Origin of the sequence: Streptomyces sp. CBMA123 (assembly GCF_014596465.1) — a bacterium.
Lineage (GTDB): Bacteria > Actinomycetota > Actinomycetes > Streptomycetales > Streptomycetaceae > Kitasatospora.
The window spans coordinates 15305-33956 of the sequence record NZ_MECK01000621.1 but is presented as its reverse complement, the minus strand read 5'-3'; the positions used below and the strand labels follow the sequence as shown (position 1 = coordinate 33956).

At 72.1% G+C, this 18652-nt stretch carries 10 protein-coding genes; 3 read left to right on the top strand and 7 right to left on the bottom strand.

The window, feature by feature from the left end; all coding sequences use genetic code 11:
* The first annotated feature begins 593 nt into the window (after window positions 1–593).
* Complete coding sequence (locus BG452_RS46660) at window positions 594–3695, top strand: hypothetical protein (protein ID WP_223243492.1); 3102 nt, start codon at window positions 594–596, stop codon at window positions 3693–3695.
* Between the two features lie 318 nt (window positions 3696–4013).
* A complete protein-coding gene (locus BG452_RS41225; RefSeq protein WP_188309494.1) occupies window positions 4014–5780 on the top strand; it encodes a YncE family protein in 1767 nt (588 codons plus the stop codon).
* Window positions 5781–6026: 246 nt separating this feature from the next.
* On the opposite strand, the gene BG452_RS41220 is transcribed toward BG452_RS41225, so the two are convergent.
* Window positions 6027–8582, bottom strand: coding sequence for a collagenase (locus tag BG452_RS41220; protein WP_188309493.1), 2556 nt, complete (start codon window positions 8580–8582; stop codon window positions 6027–6029).
* 505 nt (window positions 8583–9087) lie between these two features.
* On the opposite strand from BG452_RS41220, the gene BG452_RS41215 reads away from it, so the two are divergent.
* On the top strand, window positions 9088–9846 hold the full coding sequence (locus BG452_RS41215; protein WP_188309492.1) for an endonuclease/exonuclease/phosphatase family protein: 759 nt from the start codon (window positions 9088–9090) through the stop codon (window positions 9844–9846).
* 48 nt (window positions 9847–9894) lie between these two features.
* Here BG452_RS41215 and BG452_RS41210 read toward each other — a convergent pair whose 3' ends face one another.
* The 6 genes from BG452_RS41210 to BG452_RS41185 all read right to left on the bottom strand — a co-directional run bounded on the left by BG452_RS41210 (window position 9895) and on the right by BG452_RS41185 (window position 18331).
* The gene (locus tag BG452_RS41210) at window positions 9895–11223 is read right to left on the bottom strand and encodes a PLP-dependent aminotransferase family protein (protein WP_188309557.1); all 1329 of its coding nucleotides are present in this window, start codon (window positions 11221–11223) and stop codon (window positions 9895–9897) included.
* Between the two features lie 55 nt (window positions 11224–11278).
* Window positions 11279–12439: an alpha-hydroxy acid oxidase gene (locus BG452_RS41205; protein ID WP_188309491.1), complete on the bottom strand. Its 1161-nt coding sequence runs from the start codon at window positions 12437–12439 to the stop codon at window positions 11279–11281.
* On the bottom strand, window positions 12436–13521 hold the full coding sequence (gene hppD, locus BG452_RS41200; protein WP_317621478.1) for a 4-hydroxyphenylpyruvate dioxygenase: 1086 nt from the start codon (window positions 13519–13521) through the stop codon (window positions 12436–12438). The genes BG452_RS41205 and hppD overlap by 4 nt, the downstream gene beginning before the upstream one ends.
* A 100-nt stretch (window positions 13522–13621) precedes the next feature.
* Window positions 13622–14461: a phytanoyl-CoA dioxygenase family protein gene (locus BG452_RS41195; protein WP_188309490.1), complete on the bottom strand. Its 840-nt coding sequence runs from the start codon at window positions 14459–14461 to the stop codon at window positions 13622–13624.
* Between the two features lie 67 nt (window positions 14462–14528).
* On the bottom strand, window positions 14529–16469 hold the full coding sequence (locus BG452_RS41190) for a hypothetical protein (protein ID WP_188309489.1): 1941 nt from the start codon (window positions 16467–16469) through the stop codon (window positions 14529–14531).
* The gene (locus tag BG452_RS41185; RefSeq protein ID WP_188309488.1) at window positions 16466–18331 is read right to left on the bottom strand and encodes a non-ribosomal peptide synthetase; all 1866 of its coding nucleotides are present in this window, start codon (window positions 18329–18331) and stop codon (window positions 16466–16468) included. Before BG452_RS41185 ends, BG452_RS41190 begins: the two co-directional genes overlap by 4 nt.
* Window positions 18332–18652: the final 321 nt, after the last annotated feature.

Here is an 18652-nt window from a genome sequence, read left to right as displayed (position 1 = left end):
CCGCCCCTGACGGACCGGTCCCCCAGGCCCACGCGCGGGCGGGCCGTCGTCGAGCGGGTGCGACGCGGCGGCGGTTCGAGGCCGGCGGGCGGGTGGCCTTCGCGGCGAGGTCCGGCAGCCGGGCGCGCGGGAGGACGACGTCCTGGAGCGGGAGCTGCGGGAGGGCCGCCGAGCCGGGCACCGATTCCGGCCAACTTCCGCAAGGTGTAACGCTGTTGTGATCGGGCTGGGTGGTTTCGGGCGCTCCGGAAGGCGGCGACCGTGTCGGACTCTTCTGCGGCCAGGTGGAGCTTCGTGGCAGCCCTCCGCGGGAGCGCCCGATCGCATGGTGACCCGGCTCGGCCGGGGCCCCTTTTGCGGGCCCCGGCCGCATGCTGGTGCGCGCGCACGATCGTGGAGGTTTTCGGTGCGTGGCGCGGAAGGTCCGTTGGTTCGGGCACGGTTTCCGGCCATTCCCGTCAAAGCATGTCGGCGCTGTGATCACTCTGTGTAGGTTCCCGATCCGGAAGGCGTCGTTCGCCTTGGTACCAGGGGCAGTTGGTGCCCGGTGCCGTGCCGTTCCACCCTCATCTTCTCCGCAGACGGGATTCGTGATGACCACCGCGAGCTCAGGAACACCCAGCAGCGCCCCGGCGAGCACGACGGCCCCGGCGTCCACGACGACGGCCACGACCACGCCGGCCACCACGACCACGACCACCCCGGCCCCGGCGGGTACGGGCGCGTCGCCGGGGTACGAGGTGGACAGGGCGTCGCTGGACGGCGCGACGCCGAAGGACCTGCTGCCGACCACCGGCAACTACCCGACGGAGATCGTCCGTTACCAGTCGGTGGTGCTCACCGACATCCCCAACGCGAAGCCGGCCCGCAAGCTGACCGGCGCGATCGACCTCGGCGAGGAGAACCTCCCGTTCTACGACAGGCCCGCCGAGGGCATGGTCGTCACCACCGAGCAGAGCTGGTCGGCCCAGGGCGTCACGCTCGGCCGCCTGCTGCACAGCCTCGCCCTCGCGCCCGGGGAGAGCACGAAGGTCGCGGTCGTCGACTGGCAGAACACCACGAAGGCCACCGGCACGGAGAAGACCACCGAGGCCGACACCCTCTCCTCCACCACCGACCAGAACCGCTCGATCAGCGAGGTCGCCAACGCCATCGCCCGCGAGGAGCAGTACGGCGACTCCTCGGCGGCGCAGCGCAGCAAGTCCTCCAGCGGCGGCGGCAGCATCGGCCTCGCAGGGTTCTTCGGCGGGATCGGCGCGAACTGGAGCGCGTCGGAGAACAGCGCCTTCTCGACGGCCGTCTCCCGCTCGACCGGGGTGAAGACGGTGGCGGACGAGGCGTCCCAGCGCATCAGCGCGCGCACCCAGCAGCTGGCGACGGCAGCCCGCAGCCGCAACATGACGGTGGTGCGCGAGACCTCGCAGTCGGAGAAGGACCAGGTGATGACCCGGGTCGTCACCAACTACAACCACATGCACGCGATGTCGGTGCAGTACTACGAGGTCGTCCAGGTCTACAGCGTCACGACCAAGCCGACGAAGCTGGAACGCTGCCTGTTCATCCCGCTCCAGGAACTGACCTTCACCTACTCCAGCCTCCAGCGGTACAAGGAGGTCCTCGCCTCGGTGGCGCCGGCCGACTGGGGAGCGAAGATCCGGGCGGCGAACCCGTTCGACACCACGGTGCGCAAGCTCGACGCGCTCACCGCCCCGGAGGCGCTCCAGGAGCAGACCTACGACGGCGTGGACCTGCTCGACATCGCCGGCGGCCCCATGGGGCTGTACGGGGTGCGCAAAGCCGACGGCAGCCCGGTGCGCTTCGACCCCGTCAGCCGGCAGTGGAACCCGCTGCCCACCACCGGCCTGCCCAGCGGCGGACTGCAGCGCATCATGCCGGGCAAGGAGATCCTCTGGGGGCTGCGGGCCGACAAGAAGCTCGTGCACTTCCCCGGGACGACTTGGATGGCCGCCGACGCACAGGAACGGCAGGGGCTGAGCCTGGCCTGCGGCGCGGACGACACGCTCTACCTCGTAGCCCTGGACAACACGCTCTGGCAGCGTGCCTCGAACGGTACCTGGACGAACCTGAACGTCCAGGCCGACGAGGTCGCCGCCACCGGCAGCAAGGTCTGGTACCTCCGCCAGGGGAAGACCTACGAGCGAGTGGGCACCGGCTGGTCGGACCGGGCCACTTCGGCCCTGAATCGCTTGTACGCCGCCGCCGACGGCTTGCTCTGGGGCAGCATAAAGGCACCCGGCGCCAACCTCGCAGTAGTGCTGGAACCCGGTGCGACGACCTGGGCTGCGTCCACCAACCCCTACCTCAAGAACACCGTGACCGCGGCGACGGTGGCGGTTGTCTCGGCCGCCGCCGGGGACTACTGGGTCCTCAAGACCGACGGGACATTGCTGCGCTACCTCACCACCGCGCGGGAGAACCCGCTCCCGTTCGACTACCAGCCCAAGGCCGACTCCCCCTACGCCTCCCGGATCGACGTCTGGTACGACGAGGTCGGCATCCGCAGCATCCAGGTCATCTTCCCCGGGCAGACCGCCCGCTGCGGCGACACCGGCGGCTCCGGCGTCCTGCGCCAGGCCTCCTACACCTTCGGCGGCGCCGACAAGCTGATCTCCGTCGACGCCTGGTCCGGCCCCGGCGCCCGCGGCAGCCTCGCCGGGCTCCGTTTGACGATGACCTCCGGCGTGGCGAACTTCGGGATCGCCGAGACCACCACCGCCGCGCCCGACCTGAGCGAGGACGCCGGCGGGGCCTCGGCGATCTGCGGGGTGTTCGGCGCGACGGTGAAGTCCGGCAGCCGCACCTACGTCTCCTCGCTGGGCTTCCACGTGCGCGGCGGCAACGTCGCCCAGAACGTCCTGGACCACCTGAACGACAACCGCCGCCACTACAGCCAGGCCGTGTGGGCCAACGCCGACGAGCTCACCCTCAGCCGTATCCTCGCCAACTACTCCTACGCGCCCGCCGGTTCGACCGCGCAGCCGGTCCTGCTGGGCACGGTGCTGGACCCGAAGCCGATCGCCGCGACCGGCAACTACCTCGGGTTCCGGTGGAACTTCACCAGCGAGCAGGAGCGCGAGGCGTGGACCAACGCCCGCAAGGCCACCGCCACCGCCTACGGCAACCCGGTGACCAACACCGTCGCGATCGCCACCAAGGGCGTCTTCGCCGAGGCCGTCCTCGGCCGGGCCAACTCCGCCGAGAAGATCGACCTCACCCGCTTCTGGAACTGGAAGGACTCGCCGATCCAGATCACCCCGGCCGACATCGCCCCCGTCTCCACCGCCTCGCGCGCCCAGAACCTGGACACCAAGGTCGCCCCGCTGGGCGCCTCCGAGGCGAGGTTCACGCCGCTGGTGGCGATGCCCGACCCGACCGCCCTCCAGACCGCGCAGGCCATCGCCACCGCCAACCTGTTCCGCGACATGAGCGGCATCAACACCGTCACCCAGGTCCTCACCAAGGGCATCGAGGCCGCCGCGAACAACGACAAGGCCGCCGGCGAACGCGGCCAGGAAGCCCTGAAGACCGCCACCGAACACCTGCAGAAGATGCAGCAGCTCGCCAACGAGGCCGCCGCCAAGGGGGCCGCGTCCGTGGCCACCGGCGGCGCCAGCAACCTCAGCGCCCTCGGCGGCATGATGAACCAGGGCAAGGACGGCGCGGACAAGAAGTAGCCCCGCCGCACCACCCGAGCAACCGCACCCGCGGCCCGCCCGACCCGTTCGGCGCGGACCGCGGGTGCGGGCCGGGTTGCGGTGACTGCCGCCCCGCCGCCGGATGATCGGATTCCGATTGTGGATGAACAGAAACGGTCATCATCGTTCATCTGACCGTTCGTCATGTTCCGTGGAGCTAGCGTGATTCGACAGAGCCCGTCCGTTCGGACGGGCTTCTGCAACCCGCGAGAGGCGGAACCCATGGCACCGACCACCCACCCCACCGCGATACGCCCGGGGCGCTGGCGAAGGCTGCGGCGCGTCGCGGCAGGATCAGTGGCCACCGCGCTCCTCTGCACCGCCGCCGCGGTGCTGCCGGCCGCGACCGCGCACGCGGCCGGCCCCGCGTCCCTGCTCTACATCCCCAACGGCTACGCCAACGTGCTCGGCGTCGACCCGGCCACCGGGGCGACGGTCACCACCCTCGCCAGCGGCGGGGCGTCGCCCTACGCGGCGGTCACCCCCGACGGCTCCCAGGTGTGGACCGGCAGCAACACCTATGCCCTCACGGTCGTCGACACCGCCACCAACACCGTCGCCGGGACCATCGACCTCGGCACCTACCACTCGCCGACAGCCATCGCCTTCTCACCCGACGGCGCACGCGCCTACGTCGACTACTACGAGGGCGGGATGGCGGTCATCGACACCGCCACCCGCACCGTCACCACCGTCGTCCCGACCGGCAGCCAGGCCGCACAGATCGCCGTCTCCCCGGACGGCCGCCGGGTCTACGTCCCCAGCCCCCTCAACAGCTCGGTGACGGTCATCGACACCGCCACCGACACCGTCGCCGCCACCGTCCACTTCCGGGGCGCGTTCGGCGCGGCCTTCAGCCCCGACGGCACCCGCGCGTACGTCAGCAACAGCCAGGACCGGACCCTCGCGGTGATCGACACCGCCACCGCCACGATCACCTCCACCATCACGGTCGACTGGCTCCCGCAGGGCGTGGCCGTCTCCCCGGACGGCAGCCGCATCTACGTCGGCAGCGCCCTGGGCACGACGTCCGTCGTCGACGCCACGACCAACACCATGGTCGGCAGCATCCCCACGGGCGGCTGGTCGACCGCCGTCCTCGCCGACCCCGACGGCAGCCGCCTCTACGTCAGCAGCCTCACCAACGGCACCGTCTCCATCGTCGACACCGCGACGCTCACCATCACCGCGAGCATCCCCATCGACCAGAACGTCTACCAGCTGGCGATGGCACCCCTGCCGCCGGTCGCCACCGGCCTCGCCCCCGACCACGGCCTCACCACCGGCGGCACCACCGTCACCCTGACGGGCAGCCACCTGTACGGCACCACCGCCGTCACCTTCGGCACCACCCCGGCCGCCTCGTTCACCGTCGTCAACGACACCACCGTCACCGCCGTCGCCCCGCCCCACGCGGCCGGCACCGTCGACGTGAAGCTGACCGCGAAGGGCCGCACCGTGACCGCCGGCACCTACACCTACCAGGTCCCCGCGCCCACCATCACCGGCATCGCGCCCGCCCAGGGCCCGGCCGGCGGCGGCACCACCGTCACGCTCACCGGCAGCCACCTCACCGGCGCCACCGCCGTCGCCTTCGGCACCACCCCGGCTGCCTCGTTCACCGTCGTCAACGACACCACCGTCACCGCGACCGCGCCCGCCGCGAGCGCGGCCGGACCGGTCGACGTCACCGTCACCACCCCCGGCGGCACCAGCACCATCACGGCCGGGGACCGGTACACCTACACCAAGGACACCACCAAGCTCACCGCGAACCCGCTGCTGCTCTCCATCGCCCCCGGGCAACTGAGCATCAACCTCAACCTGTCCGCCACCCTCACCGACACCATCACCGGCAAGCCCGTGCCCGGCGCCGCCATCACCTTCAAGGTCGGCTCCACCACGGTCTGCACCGCCACCACCAACGCGGCGGGCACCGCAACCTGCACCGGCCCCTGCCCGGTCGTCACCGTCCTGCTGAACCTCGGCTACACCGCCACCTACAGCGGCAGCCCTGCCCTGGAGGCGGCCAGCGCCACCGCCGGACTCATCCGCATCAGCTGACGCACCACACACCGCTGGAGGCCGTCCCCGGGACTTCCCGATGGCGGCCTCCTGCCGTACAGGGGCCCACCGGAAGGTGGCTACGACGCCGCACCGGCGGGGTGACGGTCATGCGAACTGTGCTCCGGCGGACGTTCAAGGTGCAGCTCGGCAGACAACGCGATCACGGCGTGGCTCCCCGGATCCCCAGTGACCGGACGGCGGCCCGGAGCGGGGTGCTCCGGGCCGCCGTCGCGAAGAGCGGGATCAGTACTGGGTGGTGATGGTGACGCCGCTGAAGTCGGTCTGGGCGTAGAGGCTGATGTAGCGGTAGCCGGCCGTGGTGTTGGTGACGGTCAGGCTCTGGGTGGTGGTGCCGTTGGTGGTCGAGCCGGTGGTGTAGGCGTTCGGGGTGGCCCAGGTGTCCGGGTTGTAGAGCAGGTAGGCGGTGCCGGTGCCGCCGGAGCTGGAGACCTTGAGGGTGGTGGTGCCGGCCGGCAGGTAGATGTAGTAGTAGTCCAGGTTGCCGGCGGTCGCGGACTGGCCGGTGCGGGAGCAGTTCTTGTCCAGCACCCGGGCGTCGGCGGCGGTGCAGCCGGTGAGGCTGCCGACCGTGACGGACTGGCTGATGGTGTTGGTCTTGCCGTTGCCGTCGGTCACCGTGAGGCCGACGGTGTAGCTGCCGGCCGCGGTGTAGGTGTGCGCGGGGCTCTGGCTGGTGGAGGTGGCGCCGTCACCGAAGTTCCAGGCCCAGGAGGCGATGCTGCCGCCGGACTCGGTCGACTGGTCGGTGAACTGGACGTTCAGGCCGGACGGGACGGCGGTGAAGGCGGCGGTCGGGGTGCTGCCCACCACGCAGGCGCCGGCGGCGCAGGCGTCCAGCCAGGTGTTGAACTCGGCGTCGTACGCGGTGCCGATCGAGTTGTAGGTCGCGTAGCCGCCGGTGTAGTCGCCGGTGCGGAAGTGGCCCAGCATGTTCTGGATGACGTCCGGGTGCTTCTCGGTCATGAAGCGGACGGCCAGGTAGCCCCACGGGTAGGTGCGGGTGGTGTCGCTGTTGTCGTAGGTGTTCTGGAACAGCGTGCTGAGCGCGTAGGTGTGCTTGGGCGCCTCGGCCACCGCGCCGGTGTCGGTGATGTTCCGGTAGCTGTAGGAGGTGTACTCGGCGACGCCCTCGATCCACCAGACGTCCGGGACGGAGATCTGCTGGGTGAAGTTGCCCTTCATGTCGAGGCGGCCGTCGAGGGCGTGGGTGTACTCGTGGTTGAGGTTCCAGACGCCCGCGGTGAAGCCGTCGTTGCCGTTCTGGTAGGTCAGCGAGATCGGCTGGTTGGCGGGGGCGGTCGGGTCGCCGATCAGGGTGATGCCGCCGTTGTTGGTGCTGACGCCGTAGATGCCGCCCGCGTAGGTCTGGTAGTCCTGCGGGGAGGCGAACACCACCATCTGCAGCGAGTTCTCGTACTGGCCGGCGATCGGGCCGCTGTCCTTGACCAGGTTGTGGAAGTACGCGTCCTGGTTCTGCAGGCTGGCGCAGACGGCGGCGAGGTCGGCGGCGGTCAGGCTCTGGGCCAGGATGCTGTGGGTGGAGTCGCAGGTGTGGCTGACCGGCAGGGCAGCGGCCTTGAGCTGGTCCGCCAGGTTGCAGACGCCGTAGTCCGAGCAGTTCGCCTTGTCGTAGAAGGCGGCCATGCCGGCGACGCCGACCCAGAGCGGCGCGGTGGGGCCGGTGATCGACGAGACGCCCATCAGGCCCTTGATCAGCGGCCGGACGGTGTTGACCAGCGCCGGGTGCTCGATGAACCGGGCCGTCTCCAGACCGGCGTTGGAAGCCAGGTAGGAGTTGGTGCCGCCGAGCATGCTCTTGTGGTTGAGCGCGAAGCTGTCGAGGGTGTTGATGAGGCTCGGGTCGGCGGTGACGGCCGCGACGTAGTCGGCGTTCTGGTGGCCGCGGAAGATCGGGGTGTACACGCTGTTCGCGAAGTTCACCATGTACCAGGACGAGTCCCAGGCGCTGGTGTACGCGTTCAGCACCCGCTGGTAGGTGCCGAGGTAGTGGGCCTGGAGGTTGGCGCTGTCGGAGAGGATCATCGCCTGGCCGGCGACCTGGCCGTTGCCGTCGTTGACGTCCAGGAAGTGCGGGCTGCCCACCAGGGTGTCGAGGGCGGCCTTCACGGCGGCGGTGAGCGTCGCGTCGTACGTGCCGACGTCGGCCGGGTGGTAGTACTGCGCGAAGTAGCCGGCCTGGAGGAAGTAGCCCAGCTGGTAGATGCCGGTGGAGTTGTCGCCCGTGTACGAGGCGGCGGCGCTCTTCAGGCCGTTGGCGACCACGAGCATCTGGCTCTGCTGGAACACCCCGTGGGCGTCGCCGCCGGTGAGGTGGAACAGCGAGCTGATGCAGTCGACCGTCGAGCCCTGGATGAAGTTGACCAGGTCCGCGCCGCTCCGGCCGCTGAAGTCGGCCGGGGTGCAGGAGGTTTGGGCCGTGCCGGCCGTCTGCCCGCTGCCGGCGGTGGCCCCCTTGGCCGCGAGCTGGGCCGGAGCCTTGGCGAGCTTGGGCGTCGGGGCCTGGGGAGCGGCGGACTGCGGGGAGCGCGGCGGGAGTTGCGCGGGTGCGAGCCGGCCCGTCTGGGTCTGCGCGTGGGTGTCGAGACCGAAGGCGGTGCCGGTGGGGGCTATGCCATCGGGACGGGCGGTCTGACTCGCCTGCTGACCGGCCTGCACCGTGGGGGCGGCGAAGCTCGGGGCGGCGGCGAAGCCGGTGAGGGCGGTACTCGCGGCGGCGAGCACGGCCAGTGCCCGGGGTAGCCGAAGTCGGTGACTCATCGTCACTCCTAAGTGGGGGGTGGGGGGGAGCCTCCAGCTCGCTACTGCGGAGGCATCGCTGGCACGGTGTCATGGACAACCCACCACAATCAATAGGGTGTGACATATCACTTTCGAGCGGTCGACCCTTCGAATGCGGAGCGAGTGCCGCACCGGAGCACGGGTCCGCCGGCCGGGGCGCCGGACTCCCCCGGGCACCCTGCCTCCGGACCCGCCGCGCGGGCGGCGACGGTCCGCGCGGAGGGGTACGGCGCCCGGGCCGGACCGACCCCGGAGGAGCGGCGGCGGCACGGGCGGAGCCGCATCCGGCCGGCGCTCGGCGAGCACGCGGCCCGGATCGTCGGCGAACTCCTGCCGGCCGGTCGAGCGGGCGTCGAATCCCGGAGTACTCATATTTTTCGCTACGAGGAGAATTCGAGGCACCCGCGCCGCCGGTCGGATTCAATGAGCCCCCGGAACAACGTGCCGAAAAGGCTGATCCGTCCGCACGGGAAAGGGAGTTCACGTGAATCGCCAACCGGATGCCTCCGCACCGGCCATCGACGTCATGTCGTTCAACATCCACCACGGCGAGGGGGTCGACGGCGTCCTCGACCTGGAACGGATCGCCCGGGTGATCCGGAGCAGCGGCGCCGAGGTCGTCGGACTCCAGGAGGTGGACCGGCACTTCGACAGGCGTAGCCAATGGGCCGACCAGGCAACGGAGTTGGCGCGGCTCCTCGGCTACCACCTGGCGTACGGGGCGAACCTCGACCTGGCCCCGCCGGCCCCGGGCGCGCCACGGATGCAGTACGGCACCGCGGTGCTGTCCCGTCATCCGATCACCCGCTCGCGCAACACCCACCTCTTCCGCTCCCCCGGCGAGGAGCAGCGGGGTCTGCTGCAGGCCGAGATCGACTTTCGCGGAATTCCGCTCCAGGTCTTCGTCGCGCACCTCGAACTGTTCTCGGAGACCGATCGCACCCAGCAGGTGAAAGAAGTAATCGAGCTGATCGGGGACGCCGCTCCGGCGATTCTCCTCGGTGACTTCAACGCCGTTCCGGAAACACCGGAGATCGCCGCCGTCCGGGCTGCTTTCACCGATTGCTGGACGGTTGTCGAGGGTGCGCCGGCCGCGACCTTCCCGACCGACGCGCCCGCGGAGTGCATCGACTACGTCTTCGCGGGGCCGGGGGTGCGGCCGGTGCGGATCGGTCCGGTCACCGGGGAGCCGGCGGCCTCGGACCATCTGCCGGTACTGGCCCGGCTGGTGGTCACGGCCTGACGCGGGCCGGGGGGGGCGGTGCGGAGGCGCAGCGCCCCCCGGACGGAGTCAGCAGCCCTGCTCGGCGAAGAGCGCGGCGAGCCGGTCCAGGCCGTCGTCGATGGCCGGTCCGGTGAGTGAACTGACGGATAGTCGCAAGGAGTTGGTGCCACCCGCGGCGCTGTAGAAGTGGCTCATCGGGGTCCACAGGACGCCGTGCCGACGGGCCGAGTGCTCCAGCAGGGCGTCGTCGACCGTGAACGGGACGGTCACGCAGACGAAGAATCCGCCGGTCGGCACGGACCAGGTGATGCCGGGGTGTCCGCCGAAGCGACTGCGGAGTCCGGCCAGGACCCGGTCGAGGTTGTCCCGGTAGATCTCCCGCTCCCGGGCGTTGGCCCGTTCGAGGCTGAAGTCGTGTTCGAGCAGGGCACCGCCGACCACCGCCTGGGCGATCGGCGAGGTGTTCACGGTCACCATGCTCTTGATCTTGGAGAGCTGGTCGGCGAACAGTCCTGACCCGCCGTCGGCGGTCGCGACGCGCTGGTCCGCCACGGCGTAGCCGACGCGGGCGCCCGGCAGCACCGTCTTGGCGAAGGAGCCGAGGTGGACCACCCGGCGTGTGGTGTCCAGGGCCTTGAGGGTGGGAGGCGTCCCGTCGCCGCCGTGGAACACGCCGTAGGGGTTGTCCTCCAGCAGCAGGATGGACTCGCGCTCGGCCAGCGCGAGCAGTGCCCGCCGTTGGGTGAGGTCGATGCTGAGGCCCGACGGGTTGGCGAAGTCGGGCATCACGTAGCACGCCCGGGGGCGCAGGCCCTGTGCGCGGGCCGCGCGGATCGTGGCCGTCAGGTCGTCCAGGTCGATCCCGGCCGACCCGGCGGCGACCGGCAGGACCGGCAGGTCGACCAGCCGCGCGGCGCCGGTGAGGCCGACGTACATGGGCGAGACCGAGAGCAGCACGTCCCGCTCGCTCGCCCGCAGCGCGCGCAGGACCAGGAACATCGCCTCCTGGCAGCCGACGGTGATCACGACGGCCTCGGGATCGACCGTGAGGCCGTGGTCGCGGGCGAGGTGCCGGGCCACCAGCTCGTGGACGATGCCCTTGGTCCGGCCGTACTGGCACAAGGTCCGGCGGACCTCCTCGTCCGACAGGCCGCGCTCCTCGGCGAGGTGGCGGCTGAAGGTGCGCAGCCGGTGGTGCACCGATTCGAGGTCGAAGAAGTGCTCGACCGGGCGGCCGGGGGCGAAGGAGAGCGCTTCCGGGAAGCGCGAGGTCACCTCGTTGAGGAAGTTCATCGAGGTGAGGGCCGGATCCTCCAGTGAGCCGTGCAGGTCGGCGGTGGTCAGGTCGGCGGTGGTCAGATCGGCGGTGGTCGGGTCGGCGGTGGTCGGGTCCATGGCGGTCGGGTCCATGGCGGTCAAGTCCGCGGTGGTCGGGTCCGCGAACGGTGCGTCAGGCACGGGGTGCCAGCCTCTCGGTGCGTAGGAGCCGCGCCGCCGCGAGGTCGGCGCAGCCGGCCAGCGTCATCGCCTCGGCCAGTTCGGTGTGCAGCAGGTCGAGGACGCGGGCGGCTCCGGCCTCGCCGCCCGCCGCCAGGCCCCACAGCACGGGACGGCCGAGCAGCACGCCGCGGGCCCCGAGGGCGAGCGCCTTGAGGACGTCGGTGCCGGTACGGATCCCGCTGTCCAGCAGGACCTCGCAGTCGCCGGAGACCGCGGCGACCACCTCGGGGAGGGCGGCCAGGCTGGGGCGTGCGCCGTCCAGTTGGCGGCCGCCGTGGCTGGAGACGACGACGGCGTCGGCTCCGAGGTCGGCGGCGGTGCGGGCGTCGCGCGGGTCGAGCAGGCCCTTGACCACCAGGGGCAGCGTGGTCCGGCGGCGCAGCCGTTCGAGGTCCGGCCAGGACAGGGCGGGCGCGAAGGCGGCGCTGGTGTGCACGGCGAGCGCCGAGGTGCCGCCGATCCTGCGGTGCGCCTCGCTGTCGGGGCCGGGACCGGTGTCGGGGCCTGAGCCGGGGCCTGGGCCTGGGCCGGCGTCGAGGTTGGCGGCGCGGACGTGCGGTGGCAGCGCGAAGCCGTTCCGCACGTCCCGCAGCCGGCGGCCCATCAGCGGCACGTCCACGGTGACCATCAGCGCCCGGCACCCCGCGGCCTCGGCCCGGCCGACCAGTTCGTCGTTCTTGGCCTGGTCGCGCAGGCAGTAGAGCTGGAACCAGGTGTCGGCCCCGGTGGCGGTGACGGCTTCCAGCGGGTGGCTGCTGAGCGTGCTGATGACGTAGGGGACACCGTGGGTCCGGGCGGCGCGGGCGGCGGCGGCTTCGCCCTCCTCGTGCAGCAGGCGCTGGTAGGCCATGGGTGCGACGGCGACCGGCATGGCCGCCGCCGTCCCGACCAGCCGCTCGGCGGTGTCCGCGGCGGTGGCGCCGGTCAGTACCCGTGGGACGAGGGCGAGTTCGGCGAAGGCGGTGCGGTTGGCGGCGAGCGTGGACTCGGTGCCGCTGCCGCCGTCGACGAAGTCCCAGACCGCGGGGTCGAGTACGGCACGGGCGGCGGCGCGGATGCCGTCCAGGTCCACCGCGGCGGTGGCGGCCCGGCGGTCGTCGTCGGCCGTCACCCGAGCCGCTCCGCTTCCACGGCTTCGTACAGGGCCTTGATGTTGCCGCTGCCGAAGGTCGTGGCCCCGATCCGCTCGATGACCTCGTAGAACAGCGTCCGCCGCGGGTGCGTCGTCCGGGTGAAGATCTGGAACAGCTGGCCCTCGTGGTCCTCGTCGACGAGGATGCCCAGGTCGGCGAGTTGCCGCGCGGTGTGCCGGGCCGGCCGCAGGCGGTCGGCGAGCAACCGGTAGTAGGCGGGCGGTGTCGAGAGGAACTCCACGCCCTGCTCCGCCATCGTGCGGACGGACCGCACGGCGTCCTCGGTGCGGAAGGCGATGTGCTGGACGCCGGAGCCGCCGTGGTTCTTGATGAAGTGGTCGATCTGGCCGGGCTCGCGGCTGGTGTCGGGCTCGATGAGGGTGAGCGTGAGGCCGCCGGACGGGGACTGCACCACTTCGGAGTCCATCGCCTGGGCGCCGACGACGATCCTCTCCGTGAAGGTGTTGCGCAGGCCCAGGACCTGCTCGTAGTACTCGACGGTGGAGCGGAGCCGGCCGGCCTCGACGCACACCGCGAAGTGGTCGATGTCCAGCAGGCCGGTGTCCGTTGCCGGTTCGGCCCGGCGTACGGGGGTGAACCCGGGCAGCAGCCGCGGGTCGGTTCCGCCGGGGCGCTGGACGAAGGTGTGCCGGACGTCGCCGAAGCCGGCGACGGCGGCCGTGACCACGCCGTCGGCCTCGGTGGGAGCCGCCAGTGGCCGGGCACCGCGCCGGACGGCCGCGGCGAAGGCCTCCGCCGTGTCGACGGTGGTCAGGGCGATGTCGGCGACGCCGTCCCCGTGCTGCCGGGTGTAGTCGGCGGCGGGGTGGTCCTCCGCCCGGGCCTGGGTGAGGACCAGGCGTATTCGGTCCCGGCCGATGGCGACCGAGCGCGCGTCGCCCGGCTGGTCGGAGCGGGCGTACGCGGTGAACCCGTAGGCCTGGGCGAAGCGTCGCGCGGTGGCGTCGAGGTCCTCGACGTACAGCTCGACGTGGTCGACGGACAGGTCGGCGTGGTCGGTGGACAGGTCGTGCGGGGCGCTGTTCGGGTGTGCCGTCACGATGCTGGTCTCCTTCGGGTGGGGTGGTCGGCCGGGAGGTGCCGGTGCCCGGGTCCGGCCGGTCCGCCGCGGGATCGGTCACGGGCACCGGCAGGGCCCGCTACCAGGGGTCGACGCCGAGCAGCCGGCGGCCGAGCGGCGTCATCGCCGCGGTCTGCAGGCCGTTGTAGGAGTGGCCGGCCGGGCGGTCACCGGGCCGGTCCCCGGCTTCCCAGGGCTGGTCGTCCCGCGCGTAGCGGACGAACTGGGCGACCCGTGCCTCGGGCCGGCGGTTGTGCGAGGCGGCGTGCGGCATCAGGTGGTGGGTCAGCACGAAGTCGCCTGCCTCGCCGGTGATTTCGATGCTCTTGAGGTGCGGGATGTTCCGCCACTTGTCGTGCAGCTGCCGCCCCCGGGGAACGGCTCGGGCCTCCGCCTCGACGATGTGGTGGCCGCCGGGCACGACGTGGATGCCGCCACCGCCGGGAGCCACGTCCGTGAAGTAGTAGCAGCCGCCGATCTCGACCTCCTCGGGGGTGAGCAGGAACTCGTCCACGTCCTCGGGTACCGCCGGGTCGATGTGCAGGTCCTGGCTCAGCTCGCTGGTGTGCGCGGTGTCGTTGCGCATGGTGATGGCGACCGAGCCGTCCCGGACGAGCAGCCGCGGGTGCTCCAGGAGCTGGGCCGTCACCCGGTAGAGCAGCTCGTTCTGGAGGAGCGGGATGAACTCCGGGCCGTCGAAGGTCTGGTTCCCGGGGGTGTTGTAGGGCTTGAACCGGCCGTCGTACGCCTGCCAGTGCTCCGGGACGCGCAGGTCGCGCGGGAGCAGGTCGAGGATCAGGCCGGCGTGGTGCCTGGCCTCCTGCCTGGTCAGGACGCCGCGGATGAGCAGGTATCCGTCCTGTCGGAAGCGGTCGACCTCCTCCTGGGACAGGATCGGCTCCGGCATGGCGATCGTCATGGGTGCTCCGATGGTTCGGTGGGTCGGGGTTCGGGCTGTTCCGGCGCTGCCGTCGGGCTCCGGGCGGTTACGGCGCGCTGCCGTCGGGCTCCGGGTCAGCCCGTGGTGCCGCGGGCCGGCTCCCGGCGGGAGGGGACGGGCGGAGTTCCCGGGCCAGGCCGCGCAGAGTGGTCATGCCGCTGACCCGGGTGAAGCCGGGCGGACGGTAGCCGCTGCGGCTGATCAGCTCCGCGAACCGCGGGTAGCGCTCCAGCCGTCCGCCCGCGCGGACGTAGCAGAGGTCGAGGTCCGGGTCCGGGACGAGACCGGACTCGGCCAGGATGCCGAGCAGGGTGCCCTCCGCCGCGGTGACGGGGGGCCGGCGGGTGGTCGCCCGGCCGTCGGAGGCCTCGCCGCCGTCGATCTCGAACCGCTCCGGGACGGCCAGGAGTTCGCCCGTGTGGACGGCTCCGAGCAGTTCCTCCCGCAGGTCGAGCGGGGAGAGCACGGTGCCGTCGACGGGCGTGACCCGGGCGGTCAGCCAGGCGGCGCCGGGCGCGCCGCCTGGCGCGAGGGCCACCGCGGCCTCCGCCACCCCGGGCAGGGAGCGCAGTCGCTCCTCGATCGCCCCGAGGTCGATCCACCGCCCGCCGGCCCGCTGTTCGCGGGGGCCGCGGTCCACCCGGACCAGGCCCACCTCGGCGGCGACGTCCTCGGGCGCGCAGTCCTGCCCCGCGGCGATCCGGGTCAGGACGAGTTCGATGCCGCGCAGCAGCGCCGCGCACTGCTCGGGCGACAGGACCCGGGAGTCGCCGTGGACGGAGAGCCGGACGGTCCGCGGGTCGGCCCACCGGACCGACAGGCTCACCCCGTACTCGTAGGAGGTCTCGTCGGTGGCCGCCCAGCTGATCCCGGAGCCGGTCCGGTCGCTGCCGCCCTGTTCGGCTTCGAGCAGCTCCGCCCATCCCTGGGGCGGTGGAATGAAGTTGAAGGCGAGGTCGGTGGAGAGGCAGAGGCCTCGGCGGTGCTGGGCCTCGATCCGCTCGCCGATCAGGTCGAACGGGTCGTACCGGCCGTAGGCGGGGTGTCCCTCGGCCAGGGTCCGCTGGACCTCGTCGGCGGCCTCCAGCAGGCTCCGGCTCCGGCCGGGAAGGGCCACCGGAGAGCGCTGCGCGGTGGCGCACAGCACCCTGCGGAGGTCGGCGTTGTGGCGGTTGTCCAGCGACACGTTGACCGTGCACCCGTCGGTGTCGCTGCGCCCGCAGAGCAGTTGGGCGAAGGCCGCGAGCACGACCGCCGAGGGCAGCAGTCCGGCCCGGGCCATGACCCCGGCGAAGAGGCCGTCCGCGCCCGGGAGGGTGAGCGTGCTCCGGTAGTAGCGGCCTTCCTCGCCGGCGGCGGGCGGACGGTGCGGATGCAGCCGCGCCGGGGCGGAGGAGAAGTGCTCCCGCAGGTAGTCGAGCGCCCTGGCGCGTTCGGCGTCCTCGCCCGGGTCCGTCTCGCGGCGGGCCTGCTCGGCCGGCTGGATGCCCGGGCGCCCCTGGAGGACGTCGGTGGCCGGACCGTCGGACGGCTCGCCCAGCAGCTCGGTGATCGCCTGCTCCACCACGCCGTGGAAGCCGGCGTCCACGGCCACGTTGTCGGCGACCACGGCCAGCCAGTACCGGCCGTCCTCCCGGAGCAGCCGGAACTGCACGAGGAACCGGCCGAGCCGGCCGTGGACGTGCGCGGTGAACTCCCGTACCAGGTCGGCCATGCCCTGGTGGACGGTGCCGCCCGGCACGAGGTCCACCACCTCCACCGGGGAGCCCGACAGGTGGACGACCTGCCGCAGTTCACCGTCGATGACGGCGAGCGAGGTGCGGAGGATCTCGAACCGCGCCTCCAGGGCGTGTACCAGCCGCCGGGCGGCGGCCTCGTCGGTCGATGCCGGGAGCCGGCGGAGCCCCTCGGCCAGCCCCTTCTCCAGGAACCACTGGAACTTCTGCGCCCTGGTCAGGGGCGCGCTCACCACCGCGCCGCCGCTCATGCCGGGCTCCCGGTCGGGCTCGGCTCCGGAGCGCCGCCCGGTGGCCGGGTCGCACGGGAGGCCAGCTGGGAGAGCCGGCGGATGGTCGGCGAGCCGAGGACGTCGCGCACGGTGATCCGGACTCCGGACGCCCGGGTCGCCGCCGTGGCCACGCGCACCGCCGAGATGGAGTCTCCGCCGAGCGTGAAGAAGTCGTCGTCGATCCCGACCTCCGCGACTCCGAGCATCTCGCGCCACAGCTCGGCCAGTTGCGCCTCCAGCGCGTCGCGGGGGGCGGTCGCGGGGTTCGAGGCGTCGCCGCGCTCCTCGGCGGGGGCCGGCAGCCTCGCCGGATCGAGTTTGAGGTTCGTGGTGAGCGGGATCGCCGGGATCACGGTGATCGAGGCCGGGTGCTGGTACGGCGGAAGCGCCGTCGCGATCCGCCGGCGCAGCTCGGTGGTGAGCCCGGCGACGGACTCCGGCCCGCCCTCCGTACCCGGTCCGGTCGACGCGGACGAGCGGACGACATAGGCGTCCAGGCGCTTGTCCCCCGCGCCGTCGTCCCGCGCCACCACGACCGCGTCGTTGACCAGGGGGTGCCGGGTGAGCACGGCCTCGATCTCGCCCGGCTCGATCCGGTGGCCGCGCACCTTGATCTGCCGGTCGGCGCGGCCCAGGAACCGCAGGGCGCCGTCCGGGCCCCGCCGGACGAGGTCCCCGGTCCGGTACAGCGGCCCGTCGGTGTCGCCGTGCGGGTCCGGGACGAATCGCTGGGCGGTCAGTTCGGCCCGGTCGAGGTAGCCGCGGGTCATCCCGGCGCCACCGATGTACAGTTCGCCGGTCCCACCGTCCGGGACGTCCTCGCCGTCCGGCCCGAGCACCCGGATCCTGACCCGGTCGATCGGCCGGCCGATCGGGATCATCGTCGCGTCCGGCGCCATCGCCCGGACGTCCTGGTGGGTGGCGAAGCCCGTCGTCTCGGTCGGCCCGTAGAGGTGGACCAGCCGCCCCCCGAAGGACTTCTTCGCGAGGTCCGCCACGTCCGCGCGCACGGAGTCCCCGCCGAACAGCAGCGTGTGCACGCCGGAGAGGTCGGCGAAGTGCGCCGGCTCCAGGAGCCGGAAGACGGGGCTGGTCAGGTGGAGGACGGAGACGGCGTCCTCGCGGACCCGCCGGCAGAGCGCGGACGGGTCGACGCCGCCGAAGCTGTAGACGACACAGGTCGCGCCGTTGAGCAGCGGCCCCCAGATCTCGAAGGTCGAGGCGTCGAAGGACAGCGTGGCCAGCGCGGCGACCCGGTCCTGCGGCCCGATGGAGACGTAGCCCTGGTCCGTGACCAGGTTCAGGACGCTGCGGTGCGGCACCAGCACGCCCTTGGGCGTTCCGGTGGATCCGGAGGTGTAGATGACGTTGGCGAGATCGGGCCGGCCGACGGCGGGTGGGTTGCCAGCAGGACGGGCCGGGTCCTCGTCGTCATCGAGCAGGGCGAGCGCCGCCTGGTGCGGGGGGAGGCGGTCGACCAGTCGGCGTTGGGTCACCAGCACCGGGACGGCGCTGTCCCGCAGCATGAAGTCGAGCCGCTCCGCGGGGTATCCGGGGTCGATCGGGACGTACGCGCCGCCCGCCTTCAGGATGCCCAGCAGCCCGACGATCATCTCCGCGGACCGTTCGACGCAGATGCCGACGAGCGTGTCGGGGCCGACGCCCACGTCACGCAGCCGCCAGGCCAGTCGGTTCGCCCGGGCGTTCAGCTCGCCGTAGCTCAGGGTCCCGTCGTCGGCGACCACCGCCGTCCGGTCGGGAGCGCGCTCCGCGTGCTCTTCGAACAGGGCGTGCAGGGTGGTCGGCCCGGCCCCGGTCGGCCCGTCGTTCCGCTGAATCACTGGCTGACTCCGTCCTCTCGTGCGATGACCGGGCCGGTGGACACGGCACCGCGGAATTCGTGCTGATGAGTCCGAGGCCGGCGCCGCACGGGCGTTCGTGAATCCTGGAAGCCGGCGGGCGGTATCGCTCTCGGCGAGGTTCCGGCCACTCGGAGCGGGATCGTCGGAATCAATGTCCTGATCGGCTCCGGGCTCGAACGGCGCCTCCGACGGCACCGCCCCTGGGACACCCGGGAATTCCCTCGGCGTTCGTTACCGCCGGAACGGGTTTCCGGCGTCGGAACCCCCAGGAGCCTAAGCAATCCGGCGATGTCCCGCCAC

What these genes read in the sequence shown, in the direction of transcription:
- BG452_RS46660 (WP_223243492.1), top strand. Translation starts at nt 594, where the DNA reads ATGACCACCGCGAGCTCAGGAACACCCAGCAGCGCCCCGGCGAGCACG.
- BG452_RS41220 (WP_188309493.1), bottom strand. Translation starts at nt 8,582, where the DNA reads ATGAGTCACCGACTTCGGCTACCCCGGGCACTGGCCGTGCTCGCCGCC.
- BG452_RS41210 (WP_188309557.1), bottom strand. Translation starts at nt 11,223, where the DNA reads ATGGACCCGACCACCGCCGACCCGACCACCGCCGATCTGACCACCGCC.
- BG452_RS41195 (WP_188309490.1), bottom strand. Translation starts at nt 14,461, where the DNA reads ATGACGATCGCCATGCCGGAGCCGATCCTGTCCCAGGAGGAGGTCGAC.
- BG452_RS41190 (WP_188309489.1), bottom strand. Translation starts at nt 16,469, where the DNA reads ATGAGCGGCGGCGCGGTGGTGAGCGCGCCCCTGACCAGGGCGCAGAAG.